Genomic DNA, 17,340 nt, shown 5'->3' on the forward strand with positions numbered 1-17,340 from the left:
CGAAAATATTCCTGGGCATACGCAGTCCCTGTGGGAGCGGGTTCACCCGCGAACACCGGCATAGCCGGTGCCATACACCGCGTCGTCTGTTTCGCGGCGGTTCGACGCCTCGACTCGCCCGCTCCCACACCGATCACATCAGCCTGATGGCATTCTTCAGGCTTGCGCGATCCCTGTGGGAGCGGCCGTTCGCTGCCGCCGGCAGCCCTTTTCCTATGCAAGCCAACAGCCCATAGCTATCATGCCTGCCTTATTCCAAGTCGAGACTGGCATGCTGAAGTTGTTGAATCTCCTCAAGGATGGTCGGTTCCATTCCGGAGAAGCTCTGGGGTCGGCCCTCGGGGTAAGTCGCAGCGCCGTTTGGAAGCAGCTGCAGCACCTGGAGAGCGAACTGAACCTCACCATTCACAAGGTTCGTGGGCGCGGCTATCAGCTGGCGGCGCCACTGGCTTTGCTCGATGCACAAGCGATTGCCGGGTTTGCCGACGGCGAGCAGTGGCCCGTTTTCATCCACGAAACCATCGACTCGACCAATGCCGAAGGCTTGCGGCTCGCCGGGGAAGGGCAGATCGCTCCATTCCTGGTCCTGGCCGAGCGCCAGAGCGCCGGCCGTGGTCGGCGCGGTCGGCAGTGGGTCAGCCCGTTTGCCGAAAACCTCTATTACAGCCTGGTTCTCCGCGTGGATGGTGGCATGCGCCAGCTCGAGGGCTTGAGCCTGGTGGTTGGATTGGCGGTAATGCGTACCCTGCAGGCTTTTGGCGTAAAGGATGTGGGGCTCAAATGGCCCAACGATGTCCTCGTTCGCGGGCAAAAGATCACCGGTATCCTCCTGGAGTTAGTGGGCGACCCGGCAGATGTTTGTCATGTGGTACTGGGTATTGGCATCAATGTGAACATGCAGACCAACGATCAGGTCGACCAGATGTGGACCTCGATGCGTCGCGAAATAGGTGCGGCAATAGACCGTAACCGGCTGGTAGCGTTGCTCAGTCAGCAGTTGCAGCACGAATTGGCACGGCATCGTCGCTATGGGTTTGCCGCATTCCAGGAAGAATGGGAGCAGGCGCACCTCTGGCAGGGGCGCAAGGTTTCTCTGGTTGCCGGTAGCACGCGTATTGATGGCGTGGTTCTTGGCGTCGATGGGCAGGGCGGTTTACGCCTTGAGGTGGACGGGGTGGAGAAGAGCTTCAGTGGTGGTGAGCTCAGTTTGAGGTTGCGTGATGATTCTTGAGCTCGATTGCGGTAACAGCTTCATCAAGTGGCGGGTAATCCATGTCGCTGATGCAGTGATTGAAAGCGGCGGTATCGTCGACTCCGATCAGGCGCTGGTGGCCGAAGTGGCTGCACTGGCTTCGGTGCGTCTCAGCGGTTGCCGCATTGTCAGTGTGCGCAGTGAGGAGGAAACAGATGCGCTTTGCGCGCTGATTGCCCAGGCGTTTGCCGTGCAAGCTCGGGTGGCGCACCCGGCCCGGGAAATGGCGGGTGTGCGCAATGGCTATGACGACTACCAGCGCCTGGGCATGGACCGTTGGTTGGCGGTGCTGGGAGCCTTTCACTTGGCCAGGGGTGCCTGCCTGGTCATTGATCTGGGGACCGCTGCAAAAGCGGATTTCGTTGCGGCGGATGGCGAGCATCTGGGTGGCTACATCTGCCCGGGGATGCCATTGATGCGTAGCCAGTTGCGTACGCACACCCGGCGTATCCGTTATGACGATGCCTCCGCAGAGCGGGCGTTGGCCAGTCTGGAGCCGGGCCGTTCGACGGTCGAGGCGGTCGAGCGCGGTTGCGTGTTGATGCTTCAGGGTTTTGCGCGTACCCAGCTCGAACAGGCGCGTGCGTTGTGGGGGCAGGATTTCACAGTGTTTCTCACAGGAGGTGATGCGCCGCTGGTAAGGGAGGCCGTCCCCCAGGCGCGTGTCGTGCCTGACCTGGTTTTCGTAGGCCTGGCCATGGCCTGCCCATTGGATTGAGGTGCCTATGCGTTGGTTGTTTCTGCTGTTACTGGTGCTTAACGTCTTCTATTACGTGTGGCACCAGCAGGAAGCCCCGCTGAAGGTCAAGGAAGTCGCGCCCTTGTCGCTGTACAAGGGCAATCAGCAAGAAATCCGCTTGTTGCGCGAAACAGGGGTGTCGGCGCCGCCCAAGCGCCGGGATGAGTGCCTGGTGGTCGGTGGTGTGATGGGGCAGGGTCAGCTCGATGCGCTGCGTCAGCGCCTGGTGACCTTGGATATTTCCACGCTGCCGGTGGTGGGGCAGCTGCCAGGGGCGGACGGTCGTTGGCTCAAGGTTGCCCCGGAAAGCGAGCGTTTGCTGGACCAAACCGTCCTTGCAACTCTTTCCAACGATTTCAAAGACTTAAAACACAAAATTATTTTCTGCCAGGGTATTGCAACTGGCGAATAGCTTGATAGAATGGCGCCCGCTTCACAGGGAACACCACTCAGGTGGCAGAACTGGAAGCAGTGTCAAAGTAGCTAAGTTTCAGATTTGATTGAAAAAATTTGAAAAAAAGCTTGACACTAGGACGGCAGACAAATAGAATGCTGGCCACATCTGGAGGGATTCCCGAGCGGTCAAAGGGGACGGACTGTAAATCCGTTGCGAGAGCTTCGAAGGTTCGAATCCTTCTCCCTCCACCAGTTTTAGCGAGAGCCGCAAGCTCCGCGGGTATAGTTTAGTGGTAGAACCTCAGCCTTCCAAGCTGATGATGCGGGTTCGATTCCCGCTACCCGCTCCAAGTTTGCTGGATTTTGCACAAAATGTTTCGCTCTTGTAGCTCAGTTGGTAGAGCACACCCTTGGTAAGGGTGAGGTCAGCGGTTCAAGTCCGCTCAAGAGCTCCATATAAACAAGGCAGATATGAAAATATCTGCCTTTGTTTTATCAGCGCAAGACTATTTCTTCTGCGGAGGATTGTATCGATGGCTAAGGAAAAGTTTGATCGTTCCCTTCCCCACGTTAACGTCGGCACTATCGGCCACGTTGACCACGGTAAGACCACTCTGACCGCAGCTCTGACTCGCGTCTGCTCCGAAGTTTTCGGTTCGGCAGTCGTTGAGTTCGACAAGATCGACTCGGCTCCGGAAGAAAAAGCGCGCGGTATCACCATCAACACCGCTCACGTCGAGTACAACTCGAACATTCGTCACTACGCTCACGTTGACTGCCCAGGTCACGCTGACTACGTGAAGAACATGATCACCGGTGCTGCCCAGATGGACGGCGCGATCCTGGTTTGCTCGGCCGCCGATGGTCCGATGCCACAAACCCGTGAGCACATCCTGCTGTCCCGTCAGGTAGGCGTACCTTACATCGTGGTCTTCCTGAACAAGGCTGACCTGGTAGACGACGCCGAGCTGCTGGAGCTGGTCGAGATGGAAGTTCGCGACCTGCTGTCCACCTACGACTTCCCAGGCGACGACACCCCGATCATCATCGGTTCGGCTCGTATGGCCCTGGAAGGCAAAGACGACAACGAAATGGGTACTACCGCTGTCAAGAAGCTGGTAGAAACTCTGGATGCCTACATCCCTGAGCCAGTTCGTGCCGTTGACCAGCCGTTCCTGATGCCGATCGAAGACGTATTCTCGATCTCGGGTCGTGGTACCGTTGTTACCGGTCGTATCGAGCGTGGTATCGTCCGCGTTCAGGATCCGCTGGAAATCGTTGGTCTGCGTGACACCACCACCACCACCTGCACCGGTGTTGAGATGTTCCGCAAGCTGCTGGACGAAGGCCGTGCTGGCGAGAACTGCGGCGTTCTGCTGCGTGGTACCAAGCGTGACGACGTTGAGCGTGGCCAGGTTCTGGTCAAGCCAGGTTCGGTCAAGCCGCACACCAAGTTCACCGCAGAAGTCTACGTTCTGTCGAAGGAAGAAGGCGGCCGTCACACTCCGTTCTTCAAAGGCTACCGTCCTCAGTTCTACTTCCGTACCACTGACGTGACCGGTAACTGCGAACTGCCGGAAGGCGTTGAAATGGTAATGCCAGGTGACAACATTCAGATGACTGTCACCCTGATCAAGACCATCGCAATGGAAGACGGTCTGCGCTTCGCTATCCGTGAAGGCGGTCGTACCGTCGGCGCCGGCGTCGTAGCAAAAATTATTGAATAAGTAGTTGATTTACTTGATCAGGCCGGTATAATGGCCGGCCTGATACAGCGTTACAGGTCAGTAGCTCAATTGGCAGAGCGACGGTCTCCAAAACCGTAGGTTGGGGGTTCGATTCCCTCCTGACCTGCCATTTCACCTCGGTGTGATGGCTTTCTTCTCACAGGATCCTCCTCGATGACTCCCAAAACTGAAGCCCAAGAATCGCGTTTTGATCTGTTCAAGTGGCTGGCTGTAGTGGCTTTGGTGGTTGTTGGTGTAGTGGGTAACCAGTATTACTCCGCCTCCCCGATTCTGTATCGCGTCCTTGCACTTCTCGTCCTGGCTGCTGTCGCGGGCTTTGTAGCTCTGCAGACTGCGAAGGGCAGGTCGTTCTTTGCGCTGGCGAAGGAAGCTCGTACCGAGATTCGTAAAGTCGTGTGGCCGACCCGCCAGGAAACCACCCAGACCACGCTGATTGTCGTGGCTGTCGTGCTGGTTATGGCACTGCTGTTGTGGGGTCTTGATTCCCTGCTCGGCTGGGCGGTCTCCTTGATCGTTGGCTAAAGGTGTCCCGTGGCTAAGCGTTGGTATGTTGTGCATGCTTACTCGGGTTACGAGAAGCATGTAATGCGCTCCCTGATCGAGCGCGTCAAGCTGGCTGGCATGGAAGACGGTTTCGGCGAGATCCTGGTCCCGACCGAAGAAGTCGTCGAAATGCGCAACGGCCAGAAGCGCAAGAGTGAGCGTAAATTCTTCCCTGGCTATGTACTGGTCCAGATGGAGATGAACGAAGGGACTTGGCACTTGGTCAAGGATACCCCTCGTGTGATGGGCTTTATTGGTGGCACCGCAGACAAGCCTGCGCCGATCACCGATAAAGAAGCGGAGGCTATCCTGCGTCGCGTTGCCGACGGTAGCGACAAGCCGAAGCCGAAGACGCTGTTCGAGCCGGGTGAAGTGGTTCGAGTCATTGACGGTCCGTTCGCTGACTTCAATGGTAGTGTCGAAGAGGTTAACTACGAAAAGAGTCGCCTGCAGGTAGCGGTGCTCATTTTCGGTCGCTCTACTCCGGTGGAGCTCGAGTTCAGCCAGGTCGAAAAGGTCTAGGCGGACGAAGCATCCCATACCCCGCAGCCCTGTGTGCTGCGGGGTTTTGTCGTCACTGGGATAAAACGCAAGTCATCCGGGGAGCCAACAGGCGTTCGTACCCGATTTTGGAGTAGCTCATGGCTAAGAAGATTCAGGCTTACATCAAGCTGCAAGTTAAGGCCGGCCAGGCCAACCCAAGCCCACCCGTTGGTCCAGCACTGGGTCAACACGGTGTGAACATCATGGAATTCTGCAAGGCCTTCAACGCCCGTACCCAGGGTCAAGAAGCCGGCCTGCCGACTCCTGTGATCATCACTGTCTACAGCGACCGTAGCTTCACCTTCGAGACCAAGAGCACCCCTGCCTCGGTTCTGCTGAAGAAAGCTGCTGGCCTGACCAGTGGTTCGGCTCGCCCGAACACCGTTAAAGTCGGTACCGTTACCCGTGCTCAGCTGGAAGACATCGCCAAAGCTAAACAGGCTGATCTGACTGCCGCTGACCTGGACGCTGCTGTACGCACCATCGCTGGCTCTGCCCGCAGCATGGGCCTGAACGTGGAGGGTGTGTAATGGCTAAGCTGACCAAACGCCAAAAGGCAATCGCCGAGAAAATCGAAGCAGGCAAGGCCTACAACTTCGAAGAAGCGGCCACTCTGCTGGCTTCGCTGCCGGCTGCCAAGTTCGTAGAGTCCTACGACATCGCCGTTAACCTTGGTGTTGACCCGCGTAAATCCGACCAGGTCGTACGTAGCGCTACCGTGCTGCCACACGGCACTGGCAAGACCGTTCGCGTTGCTGTCTTCACCCAGGGTCCAGCTGCTGAAGCCGCTCTGGCTGCCGGCGCTGACCGCGTAGGTATGGACGATCTGGCTGCCGAAATGAAAGGCGGCGACCTGAACTATGACGTCGTCATCGCATCGCCTGATGCCATGCGCGTTGTAGGTCAACTGGGTCAGGTTCTGGGTCCTCGCGGCCTGATGCCTAACCCGAAAGTTGGTACCGTGACCCCAGACGTAGCCGGCGCCGTCAAGAACGCCAAGGCTGGTCAGGTTCGCTACCGTACCGACAAGAACGGTATCATCCACACCTCCGTTGGCAAGGTCGGCTTCGAAGCTGGCAAGCTGAAGGAAAACGTTGAAGCCCTGATCGCTGATCTGAAGCGTATCAAGCCAGCTTCCTCGAAAGGTATCTACGTCAAGCGCGTTACCCTGAGCACCACCATGGGCCCAGGTCTGGTCATCGATCAGAGCTCGCTGAACGTGTAAGAACATGGTGGCGCGACCTGTCGCGCCACCAGCAAAAATTGGGGTCCCTGCCTGGCGGGGGCTATCCAAGACCGTAGGCGGCGCAAGCCTTAAAATACCAGCCCACGCAGATGGTGCTCCCGATTCGTTACCGAATCAGACACCAAAACGACATCCGGCTTCGGCCAGATGAAACGGTAAAAACCAGGAGTAAACCCGTGGCAATTAAACTCGAAGACAAGAAGGCCATCGTCGCTGAAGTCAACGAGGCTGCCAAAGTCGCTCTGTCCGCTGTCGTGGCTGATGCCCGTGGTGTGACTGTAGGCGCAATGACCGGACTCCGTAAAGAGGCCCGCGAAGCTGGCGTATACGTACGTGTCGTACGTAACACCCTGCTGAAGCGCGCTGTTGAAGGCACCGAATTCTCGATCCTCAACGACGCGTTCAAAGGCCCGACCCTGATTGCTTTCTCCAACGAACACCCGGGCGCTGCTGCTCGTCTGTTCAAAGAGTTCGCCAAGGGTCAGGACAAGTTCGAGATCAAGGCAGCTGCGTTCGACGGCAAGTTCCTTGCCGCTAACCAGATCGACGTGCTGGCAACCCTGCCAACTCGCGACGAGGCTATCGCACAGCTGATGAGCGTAATCCAAGGTGCAACCAGCAAGCTGGCTCGTACCCTGGCAGCTCTGCGCGACCAGAAAGAAGCTGCTGCTGCCTAAGGCACGCGCAACTCTTTCAAAATCATACGTTTAATTTGATGGCTGCGTAGGCTGTCACCCCAATACAGGATTTAAGTCATGTCTCTGACTAACGAACAAATCATCGAAGCGATCGGCCAGAAAACTGTTCTGGAAATTGTTGAACTGATCAAAGCGATGGAAGAAACCTTCGGCGTTACCGCTGCTGCCGCTGTTGCTGCTGGCCCAGCTGCTGGCGCTGCTGCCGCTGTTGAAGAGCAGACCGAGTTCAACGTCGTTCTGACCGAAGCTGGCGACAAGAAAGTAAACGTGATCAAGGCCGTTCGTGAACTGACCGGTCTGGGCCTGAAAGAAGCCAAAGAGAAAGTCGACGGCGCTCCTCAGGTTATCGCTGAAGGCGTTTCGAAAGAAGCCGCTGAAGACGCGAAGAAGAAGCTGGAAGAAGCTGGCGCTAAAGTCGAGCTGAAGTAATCTCGACCTTGCGACTCCAGTCCGAGCGTTGAGCGAAGGGCTGATGGCTGGTGGCTTATGCCACCGGCCTTTTTCCGTTATTGGTGGCCGGTCAGGCCGGCCCCGATAACAAGCTGCAAGACACCCATGTGGGTGGCGCAAACCAAGGGGTTTGCACGATTTTCTGGCTGCTCCCGCCGGGAGAAGCCAAACAAGCAGGTGACCAAGCTGGGGAACGCTGATGGCTTACTCATACACTGAGAAAAAACGTATCCGCAAGGACTTTAGCAAGTTGCCGGACGTCATGGATGTGCCTTACCTCCTGGCCATCCAGCTGGATTCGTATCGCGAATTCCTGCAAGCGGGAGCATCCAAGGATCAGTTCCGCGACGTCGGCCTGCACGCGGCCTTCAAATCGGTATTCCCGATCATCAGCTACTCCGGCAATGCTGCCCTGGAGTACGTAGGCTATCGCCTGGGCGAGCCCGCCTTCGATGTGAAGGAATGTGTCCTGCGTGGCGTGACCTTTGCGGTCCCACTGCGGGTCAAGGTGCGCCTGATCATCTTCGACAAGGAATCGTCGAACAAAGCGATCAAGGACATCAAAGAGCAAGAAGTCTACATGGGTGAAATCCCCCTGATGACTGAGAACGGTACCTTCGTTATCAACGGTACCGAGCGTGTGATCGTTTCCCAGCTGCACCGTTCGCCTGGTGTGTTCTTCGACCACGACCGTGGCAAGACTCACAGCTCCGGCAAGCTGCTGTACTCCGCTCGCATCATCCCTTACCGCGGCTCCTGGCTGGACTTCGAGTTCGACCCGAAGGACTGCGTGTTCGTACGTATCGACCGTCGCCGCAAACTGCCGGCCTCGGTGCTGCTGCGTGCCCTGGGTTACAGCACTGAAGAAGTGCTGAACACCTTCTACACCACCAACGTGTTCCACATTTCCGGCGAGAAACTCAGCCTGGAACTGGTACCGCAGCGTCTGCGTGGTGAGGTTGCAGTCATGGATATCCATGACGAAACCGGCAAAGTCATCGTCGAGCAGGGCCGCCGTATTACCGCGCGCCACATCAACCAGCTCGAGAAGGCCGGCGTCAAGCAGCTGGACGTTCCTATGGAATACGTCCTGGGCCGCACTACCGCCAAGGCCATCGTGCATCCGGCTACCGGCGAGATCCTGGCCGAATGCAACACCGAGATGACCACCGAACTGCTGATCAAGGTCGCCAAGGCACAGGTTGTCCGTATCGAGACCCTGTACACCAACGACATCGATTGCGGTCCGTTCATCTCCGACACCCTGAAGATCGACACCACCAGCAACCAGCTGGAAGCCCTGGTCGAGATCTACCGCATGATGCGTCCTGGCGAGCCGCCAACCAAGGATGCTGCCGAGACCCTGTTCAACAACCTGTTCTTCAGCGCCGAGCGTTACGACCTGTCCGCCGTTGGCCGCATGAAGTTCAACCGTCGTATCGGTCGTACCGAGATCGAAGGTTCGGGCGTGCTGAGCAAGGAAGATATCGTCGAGGTTCTGAAGACCTTGGTCGACATCCGTAACGGCAAAGGCATCGTCGACGACATCGACCACCTGGGTAACCGTCGTGTACGTTGCGTCGGCGAGATGGCCGAGAACCAGTTCCGCGTTGGCCTGGTGCGTGTCGAGCGCGCGGTCAAGGAACGCCTGTCGATGGCGGAAAGCGAAGGCCTGATGCCGCAAGACCTGATCAACGCCAAGCCGGTTGCGGCGGCGGTGAAAGAGTTCTTCGGTTCCAGCCAGCTGTCCCAGTTCATGGACCAGAACAACCCACTCTCCGAGATTACCCACAAGCGCCGCGTCTCCGCACTCGGCCCAGGTGGTCTGACCCGTGAGCGTGCCGGCTTCGAAGTCCGTGACGTACACCCGACCCACTACGGCCGTGTGTGCCCGATCGAGACCCCTGAAGGTCCGAACATCGGCCTGATCAACTCCCTGGCTGCCTATGCCCGCACCAACCAGTACGGCTTCCTGGAAAGCCCGTACCGCGTGGTGAAGGAAGGCGTGGTCAGCGACGACATCGTGTTCCTGTCGGCCATTGAAGAAGCGGATCACGTCATCGCCCAGGCTTCGGCCGCGATGAACGAGAAGAAGCAACTGATCGATGAGCTGGTAGCTGTTCGTCACCTGAACGAATTCACCGTCAAGGCGCCGGAAGACGTCACCCTGATGGACGTTTCGCCGAAGCAGGTTGTTTCCGTCGCTGCGTCGCTGATTCCGTTCCTCGAGCACGACGACGCCAACCGTGCATTGATGGGTTCCAACATGCAGCGTCAGGCTGTACCGACCCTGCGCGCCGACAAGCCGCTGGTAGGTACCGGCATGGAGCGCAACGTTGCCCGTGACTCCGGTGTCTGCGTGGTTGCTCGCCGCGGTGGCGTGATCGACTCGGTCGACGCCAGCCGTATCGTTGTCCGCGTTGCTGACGACGAAGTTGAAACCGGCGAAGCAGGTGTGGATATCTACAACCTGACCAAGTACACCCGTTCGAACCAGAACACCTGCATCAACCAGCGTCCGCTGGTGAGCAAGGGTGACAAGGTTCAGCGTGGCGACATCATGGCCGACGGCCCGTCCACCGACATGGGTGAACTGGCACTGGGTCAGAACATGCGCATCGCGTTCATGGCGTGGAACGGCTTCAACTTCGAAGACTCCATCTGCCTGTCCGAGCGTGTGGTTCAGGAAGATCGCTTCACCACCATCCACATCCAGGAACTGACCTGTGTGGCGCGTGACACCAAGCTTGGCCCAGAGGAAATCACTGCGGACATCCCGAACGTGGGTGAAGCCGCACTGAACAAGCTGGACGAAGCCGGTATCGTCTACGTGGGTGCCGAAGTCGGCGCTGGCGACATCCTGGTCGGCAAGGTAACGCCAAAAGGCGAAACCCAGCTGACTCCGGAAGAAAAACTGCTGCGCGCAATCTTCGGTGAGAAGGCCAGCGACGTTAAGGACACCTCCCTGCGCGTGCCAACCGGCACCAAGGGTACCGTCATCGACGTACAGGTCTTCACCCGTGATGGCGTCGAGCGCGACAGCCGCGCCCTGGCCATCGAGAAGATGCAGCTGGACGAGATCCGCAAGGACCTCAACGAAGAGTTCCGCATCGTCGAAGGTGCAACCTTCGAGCGTCTGCGTTCTGCTCTGAACGGCCAGGTGGTCGACGGTGGCGCGGGCCTGAAGAAGGGCACCGTGATCACTGACGAAGTGCTGGATGGTCTGGAGCACGGGCAGTGGTTCAAACTGCGCATGGCCGAAGATGCACTGAACGAGCAGCTGGAAAAGGCTCAGCAGTACATCGTCGATCGTCGCCGTCTGCTGGACGACAAGTTCGAAGACAAGAAGCGCAAGCTGCAGCAGGGTGATGACCTGGCACCGGGCGTACTGAAGATCGTCAAGGTTTACCTGGCAATCCGCCGTCGCATCCAGCCGGGTGACAAGATGGCCGGTCGTCACGGTAACAAGGGTGTCGTCTCGGTAATCATGCCGGTCGAAGACATGCCGCACGACGCCAACGGTACTCCGGTCGATGTCGTACTGAACCCGCTGGGTGTACCTTCGCGTATGAACGTCGGTCAGATCCTCGAAACCCACCTGGGCCTGGCGGCCAAGGGTCTGGGCGAGAAGATCGACCGCATGATCGAAGAGCAGCGCAAGGCCGCTGAACTGCGCGTGTTCCTGACCGAGGTCTACAACGAGATTGGCGGTCGTCAGGAAAACCTGGACGAGTTCACCGACGAAGAGATCCTGGCCCTGGCCCACAACCTGAAGAAGGGCGTGCCGATGGCTACCCCGGTCTTCGACGGTGCCAAGGAGCGCGAGATCAAGGCCATGCTGAAGCTGGCCGACCTGCCAGAGAGCGGCCAGATGGTGCTGTTCGATGGCCGTACCGGCAACAAGTTCGAGCGTCCTGTGACCGTTGGTTACATGTACATGCTCAAGCTGAACCACTTGGTGGACGACAAGATGCACGCGCGTTCCACTGGTTCCTACAGCCTGGTTACCCAGCAGCCGCTGGGTGGTAAGGCGCAGTTCGGTGGTCAGCGTTTCGGGGAGATGGAAGTGTGGGCGCTGGAAGCATACGGCGCGGCATACACCCTGCAAGAAATGCTCACAGTGAAGTCGGACGACGTGAACGGCCGTACCAAGATGTACAAGAACATCGTGGATGGCGATCACCGTATGGAGCCGGGCATGCCCGAGTCCTTCAACGTGTTGATCAAAGAGATCCGTTCGCTCGGTATCGATATCGATCTGGAAACCGAATAACACGTGACGCGAAGGGGAGTGGGGCAGGTAATGCCCGCTCCCTGCTCCGCCAGGAGGAAAGGCCTTGAAAGACCTACTGAATTTGCTGAAAAACCAGGGTCAAGTCGAAGAGTTCGACGCCATCCGCATCGGTCTGGCGTCGCCTGAAATGATCCGTTCGTGGTCGTTCGGTGAAGTTAAGAAGCCGGAAACCATCAACTACCGTACGTTCAAGCCTGAGCGTGACGGCCTGTTCTGCGCCAAGATCTTTGGCCCAGTCAAGGACTACGAGTGCCTGTGCGGCAAGTACAAGCGCCTCAAGCACCGCGGCGTGATCTGCGAGAAGTGCGGCGTTGAAGTTGCCCTGGCAAAAGTTCGTCGTGAGCGCATGGCGCACATCGAACTGGCCTCGCCGGTTGCCCACATCTGGTTCCTGAAGTCGCTGCCGTCCCGTATCGGCCTGCTGATGGACATGACCCTGCGTGACATCGAGCGCGTGCTCTACTTCGAGAGCTACGTCGTTATCGACCCGGGCATGACCACGCTGGAAAAAGGCCAGCTGCTGAACGACGAGCAGTACTTCGAAGCGCTGGAAGAGTTCGGTGATGACTTCGACGCCCGCATGGGTGCCGAGGCTGTCCGCGAACTGCTGCACGCTATCGACCTGGAACACGAGATCGGTCGCCTGCGCGAAGAGATTCCGCAGACCAACTCGGAAACCAAGATCAAGAAGCTGTCCAAGCGCCTGAAGCTGATGGAAGCGTTCCAGGGTTCGGGCAACCTGCCTGAGTGGATGGTCCTGACCGTCCTGCCAGTGCTGCCGCCGGACCTGCGTCCGCTGGTACCGCTGGATGGCGGCCGCTTCGCGACCTCCGACCTGAACGACCTGTATCGTCGGGTGATCAACCGTAACAACCGTCTGAAGCGCCTGCTGGATCTGTCGGCGCCGGACATCATCGTGCGCAACGAAAAGCGCATGCTGCAGGAGGCGGTCGACGCCCTGCTGGACAACGGCCGTCGCGGTCGCGCCATCACTGGCTCGAACAAGCGTCCGCTGAAGTCCCTGGCCGATATGATCAAAGGTAAGCAAGGTCGCTTCCGTCAGAACCTGCTCGGTAAGCGTGTGGACTACTCCGGCCGTTCGGTAATTACCGTAGGCCCGACCCTGCGTCTGCACCAGTGCGGTCTGCCGAAAAAGATGGCTCTCGAGCTGTTCAAGCCGTTCATTTTCGGCAAGCTGGAAATGCGTGGTCTGGCGACCACCATCAAGGCTGCCAAGAAGATGGTCGAGCGTGAGCTGCCAGAGGTGTGGGACGTGCTCGCCGAGGTGATCCGCGAACACCCCGTGCTGCTCAACCGCGCACCGACCCTGCACCGTCTGGGTATCCAGGCATTTGAACCGGTTCTGATCGAAGGCAAGGCTATTCAGCTGCACCCGCTGGTCTGTGCCGCGTACAACGCCGACTTCGACGGTGACCAGATGGCCGTTCACGTGCCGCTGACCCTGGAAGCCCAGCTCGAAGCGCGCGCGCTGATGATGTCGACCAACAACATCCTGTCGCCAGCCAACGGTGAGCCAATCATCGTTCCGTCGCAGGACGTGGTACTGGGTCTGTACTACATGACCCGTGAAGCCATCAACGCCAAGGGCGAAGGTCGCGTATTCGCCGACCTGCAGGAAGTCGACCGCGTATTCCGCGCCGGCGAGGCTGCCCTGCACGCGAAAATCAAGGTTCGTATCAACGAAACCGTGAAAGAGCGTGACGGCTCCGTGGTCAAGAACACCCGCATCGTCGACACCACCGTCGGCCGTGCGCTGCTGTTCCAGGTCGTACCGGCAGGCCTGCCTTACGACGTGGTCAACCAGCCGATGAAGAAAAAGGCGATCTCCAAGCTGATCAACCAGTGCTACCGCGTGGTTGGTCTGAAAGAGACCGTTATCTTCGCTGACCAGCTGATGTACACCGGTTTCGCTTACTCGACCATTTCCGGCGTTTCGATCGGTGTTAACGACTTCGTTATCCCGGACGAGAAAGCACGCATCATCGGTACCGCTACCGACGAAGTGAAGGAAATCGAGAGCCAGTACGCCTCCGGTCTGGTAACCCAGGGCGAGAAGTACAACAAGGTCATCGACCTGTGGTCGAAGGCGAACGACGAAGTGTCCAAGGCGATGATGGCCAACCTCTCGAAAGAGAAGGTCATCGATCGCGAAGGCAAGGAAGTCGAGCAAGAGTCCTTCAACTCGATGTACATGATGGCTGACTCCGGTGCGCGGGGTTCCGCAGCCCAGATCCGTCAGCTGGCCGGTATGCGTGGCCTGATGGCCAAGCCGGACGGCTCCATCATCGAGACGCCGATCACTGCGAACTTCCGTGAAGGTCTGAGCGTTCTGCAGTACTTCATTTCGACCCACGGTGCTCGTAAGGGTCTGGCGGATACCGCACTGAAGACCGCCAACTCCGGTTACCTGACTCGTCGTCTGGTAGACGTTGCCCAGGATCTGGTTGTTACCGAGATCGACTGCGGCACCGACCAGGGCCTGCTGATGACCCCGCACATCGAAGGCGGCGACGTTGTAGAACCGCTGGGTGAGCGTGTGCTGGGTCGTGTCATCGCCCGTGACGTGTTCAAGCCAGGCACCGAGGACGTCATCGTTCCGGCCGGTACCCTGGTCGACGAGAAGTGGGTCGAATTCATCGAGCTGAACAGCATCGACGAAGTGGTCGTGCGTTCGCCGATCAACTGCGAAACCCGCTACGGCATCTGCGCCAAGTGCTACGGTCGTGACCTGGCTCGCGGTCACCAGGTGAACATCGGTGAAGCTGTCGGCGTTATCGCTGCGCAGTCGATCGGTGAGCCGGGTACCCAGCTGACCATGCGTACGTTCCACATCGGTGGTGCTGCAAGCCGTACCTCGGCTGCCGACAGCGTCCAGGTGAAGAACGGCGGTATGGTGCGTCTGCACAACCTGAAGCAGGTAGAACGTGCCGATGGCAACCTGGTTGCCGTATCGCGTTCGGGCGAGTTGGCCATTGCCGACGAGTTCGGTCGTGAGCGTGAGCGCTACAAGCTGCCTTATGGTGCGGTAATTTCGGTCAAGGAAGGTGAAAAGGTCGAAGCTGGCGCTATCGTCGCCAAGTGGGACCCGCACACCCACCCGATCGTTACCGAACTGAAAGGTACCGTGACCTTCGTTGGCATGGAAGAAGGCATCACCATCAAGCGTCAGACTGACGAATTGACGGGTTTGACCAACATTGAAGTACTGGACGTCAAGGATCGCCCTGCCGCTGGCAAGGAAATCCGTCCTGCTATCAAGATGGTCGACGCTTCTGGCAAGGATCTGTACCTGCCAGGTACCGACGTACCTGCCCAGTACTTCCTGCCGGCCAACGCCCTCGTCGGCGTGGCTGACGGTGCCCAGATCGGTGTTGGTGACGTTATCGCGCGTATCCCGCAAGAAACGTCGAAGACCCGTGACATCACCGGTGGTCTGCCGCGCGTTGCCGACCTGTTCGAAGCGCGCCGTCCGAAAGAGGCCTCGATTCTGGCTGAAGTCAGCGGCACCATCGCGTTCGGCAAGGAGACCAAGGGCAAGCGTCGTCTGGTCATCACCCCGACCGACGGTAGCGATCCGTACGAAGAGCTGATTCCGAAGTGGCGCCACCTGAACGTCTTCGAAGGCGAACAGGTAAACCGCGGCGAAGTTATCTCCGACGGCCCGAGCGATCCGCACGACATCCTGCGTCTGCTGGGTGTGAGTGCGCTGGCGAAGTACATCGTCAACGAGATCCAGGACGTTTACCGTCTGCAAGGCGTTAAGATCAACGACAAGCACATCGAGACCATCCTGCGTCAGATGCTGCGCAAGGTCGAGATCACCGAGTCGGGTGACTCCAGCTTCATCAAGGGCGACCAGATGGAACTGACCCAGGTACTGGTAGAGAACGAGCGTCTCGCCAGCGAGGACAAGTTCATCTCCAAGTTCTCCCGCGTGCTGCTGGGTATCACCAAGGCCTCGCTGTCGACCGAGTCGTTCATCTCCGCGGCTTCCTTCCAGGAAACCACCCGCGTACTGACCGAAGCGGCGGTAACCGGCAAGCGCGACTACCTGCGCGGCCTGAAAGAGAACGTGGTCGTGGGTCGTCTGATTCCGGCCGGTACTGGTCTGGCCTACCACAGCGAGCGTAAGCGTCGCCGTGATGCCGACAAGCCGCTGCGTGTGAGCGCCAGTGAGGTAGAAGCCGCACTGACCGAAGCGCTGAACTCCAGCGGTAACTAAGTACAGGGCAGGGCCCCGGCAAGCCCCGAGCGATCAGCGGCGACATGAAATGTTGCCGATGATCGGGCGGGGAGGGCCGGGGCCTCGTCTTGACTGGGTGCAAGATCCTCTTTAGACTTTTGTACCCTTAAATTTGGTGAGGCTCCGTCTCGCCAATTTTTGGCTTTCTTGCAAGACAATAGCGTCGCAAGACAATCAGTGGAGCTAGTAGATGGCAACTATCAACCAGCTGGTACGTCAGCCGCGTAAGCGTACCGTCGAGAAATCCGACGTACCTGCGCTGCAGAACTGCCCGCAGCGTCGTGGCGTGTGCACCCGCGTGTACACCACCACGCCGAAAAAACCTAACTCGGCACTGCGTAAAGTATGCCGTGTGCGTCTGACCAACGGTTTCGAGGTTTCCTCGTACATCGGTGGTGAAGGCCACAACCTGCAAGAGCACAGCGTCGTCCTGATCCGTGGCGGCCGTGTAAAAGACTTGCCAGGTGTTCGTTACCACACCGTTCGCGGCTCTCTGGATACTTCGGGCGTTAAAGGCCGTAACCAGGGTCGTTCGAAGTACGGTACCAAGCGTCCGAAGTAATCGGCCGTTTGCAGACATCCATTTATTTGAGTCGATAAGAGTAAGGTCGGGCAGGGGTCGAAAGACCTGGTCCCGGGCTAACCTGAAGACCGTTTGAGGGCTTATCATGCCAAGACGTCGTGTAGCAGCAAAACGTGAGATCCTTGACGATCCGAAGTACGGATCCCAGATTCTCGCCAAGTTCATGAACCACGTGATGGAAAGCGGCAAGAAGGCCGTAGCCGAGCGCATCGTTTACGGTGCCCTGGATACCGTCAAAGCACGCAAGAACAGCGATCCCCTGGAAATCTTCGAGAAAGCTCTCGACGCCATCGCTCCGCTGGTCGAAGTTAAGTCCCGCCGTGTTGGCGGTGCCACTTACCAGGTTCCGGTTGAAGTTCGTCCGTCCCGTCGTAACGCTCTGGCAATGCGCTGGCTCGTAGACTACGCCCGCAAGCGCGGCGAGAAGTCGATGGCCCTGCGCCTGGCCGGCGAACTGCTGGATGCTGCTGAAGGCAAGGGTGCTGCAGTCAAGAAGCGTGAAGACGTGCACCGTATGGCCGAGGCCAACAAAGCGTTCTCGCACTACCGCTTCTAATTCAAGCATCAATCATTTTGCGAGGGCT

The 17,340-nt window shown here is 58.4% G+C and carries 14 protein-coding genes and 4 tRNA genes; all 18 read left to right on the plus strand.

What is annotated here, in order from left to right; all coding sequences use genetic code 11:
* The first annotated feature begins 271 nt into the window (after positions 1-271).
* The 18 genes from birA to rpsG all read left to right on the plus strand — a co-directional run bounded on the left by birA (position 272) and on the right by rpsG (position 17,312).
* Positions 272-1,231 (plus strand): bifunctional biotin--[acetyl-CoA-carboxylase] ligase/biotin operon repressor BirA, encoded by a 960-nt coding sequence (birA, locus tag RR51_RS21110; protein ID WP_003257078.1) that lies wholly within the window; start codon positions 272-274, stop codon positions 1,229-1,231.
* Positions 1,221-1,970, plus strand: coding sequence for a pantothenate kinase (locus RR51_RS21115; RefSeq protein WP_039614593.1), 750 nt, complete (start codon positions 1,221-1,223; stop codon positions 1,968-1,970). Before birA ends, RR51_RS21115 begins: the two co-directional genes overlap by 11 nt.
* Before the next feature lie 7 nt (positions 1,971-1,977).
* Complete coding sequence (locus tag RR51_RS21120; RefSeq protein ID WP_039614594.1) at positions 1,978-2,403, plus strand: hypothetical protein; 426 nt, start codon at positions 1,978-1,980, stop codon at positions 2,401-2,403.
* A gap of 152 nt (positions 2,404-2,555) precedes the next feature.
* Positions 2,556-2,639 (plus strand) — tRNA-Tyr (locus tag RR51_RS21125).
* 24 nt (positions 2,640-2,663) lie between these two features.
* Positions 2,664-2,737: transfer RNA gene (locus tag RR51_RS21130), tRNA-Gly, on the plus strand.
* A gap of 29 nt (positions 2,738-2,766) precedes the next feature.
* Positions 2,767-2,842: transfer RNA gene (locus RR51_RS21135), tRNA-Thr, on the plus strand.
* Positions 2,843-2,920: 78 nt separating this feature from the next.
* Positions 2,921-4,114, plus strand: coding sequence for an elongation factor Tu (gene tuf / locus RR51_RS21140; protein WP_013970626.1), 1,194 nt, complete (start codon positions 2,921-2,923; stop codon positions 4,112-4,114).
* A gap of 54 nt (positions 4,115-4,168) precedes the next feature.
* Positions 4,169-4,244, plus strand: a tRNA-Trp gene (locus RR51_RS21145).
* Positions 4,245-4,288: 44 nt separating this feature from the next.
* A complete protein-coding gene (secE, locus tag RR51_RS21150; RefSeq protein WP_039614595.1) occupies positions 4,289-4,657 on the plus strand; it encodes a preprotein translocase subunit SecE in 369 nt (122 codons plus the stop codon).
* Between the two features lie 9 nt (positions 4,658-4,666).
* Complete coding sequence (nusG, locus tag RR51_RS21155; protein ID WP_003255501.1) at positions 4,667-5,200, plus strand: transcription termination/antitermination protein NusG; 534 nt, start codon at positions 4,667-4,669, stop codon at positions 5,198-5,200.
* Positions 5,201-5,319: 119 nt separating this feature from the next.
* Positions 5,320-5,751: a 50S ribosomal protein L11 gene (gene rplK / locus RR51_RS21160; RefSeq protein ID WP_003255500.1), complete on the plus strand. Its 432-nt coding sequence runs from the start codon at positions 5,320-5,322 to the stop codon at positions 5,749-5,751.
* Complete coding sequence (gene rplA, locus RR51_RS21165) at positions 5,751-6,446, plus strand: 50S ribosomal protein L1 (RefSeq protein ID WP_013970629.1); 696 nt, start codon at positions 5,751-5,753, stop codon at positions 6,444-6,446. The genes rplK and rplA overlap by 1 nt, the downstream gene beginning before the upstream one ends.
* A gap of 197 nt (positions 6,447-6,643) precedes the next feature.
* Positions 6,644-7,144, plus strand: coding sequence for a 50S ribosomal protein L10 (gene rplJ / locus RR51_RS21170; RefSeq protein ID WP_003257082.1), 501 nt, complete (start codon positions 6,644-6,646; stop codon positions 7,142-7,144).
* A gap of 78 nt (positions 7,145-7,222) precedes the next feature.
* A complete protein-coding gene (rplL, locus tag RR51_RS21175) occupies positions 7,223-7,594 on the plus strand; it encodes a 50S ribosomal protein L7/L12 (RefSeq protein ID WP_013970630.1) in 372 nt (123 codons plus the stop codon).
* Between the two features lie 220 nt (positions 7,595-7,814).
* Positions 7,815-11,888 (plus strand): DNA-directed RNA polymerase subunit beta, encoded by a 4,074-nt coding sequence (gene rpoB, locus RR51_RS21180; RefSeq protein ID WP_013970631.1) that lies wholly within the window; start codon positions 7,815-7,817, stop codon positions 11,886-11,888.
* A gap of 64 nt (positions 11,889-11,952) precedes the next feature.
* On the plus strand, positions 11,953-16,152 hold the full coding sequence (gene rpoC, locus RR51_RS21185; protein WP_013970632.1) for a DNA-directed RNA polymerase subunit beta': 4,200 nt from the start codon (positions 11,953-11,955) through the stop codon (positions 16,150-16,152).
* Positions 16,153-16,363: 211 nt separating this feature from the next.
* Entirely contained in the window at positions 16,364-16,735 is a 372-nt protein-coding gene (gene rpsL / locus RR51_RS21190; RefSeq protein ID WP_003257088.1) for a 30S ribosomal protein S12, read from the plus strand.
* Between the two features lie 106 nt (positions 16,736-16,841).
* On the plus strand, positions 16,842-17,312 hold the full coding sequence (rpsG, locus tag RR51_RS21195; protein WP_003246741.1) for a 30S ribosomal protein S7: 471 nt from the start codon (positions 16,842-16,844) through the stop codon (positions 17,310-17,312).
* The last annotated feature ends 28 nt before the right edge of the window (positions 17,313-17,340 follow it).

It is taken from the genome of Pseudomonas sp. C5pp, from assembly GCF_000814065.1.
GTDB classification, from domain to species: domain Bacteria; phylum Pseudomonadota; class Gammaproteobacteria; order Pseudomonadales; family Pseudomonadaceae; genus Aquipseudomonas; species Aquipseudomonas asiatica.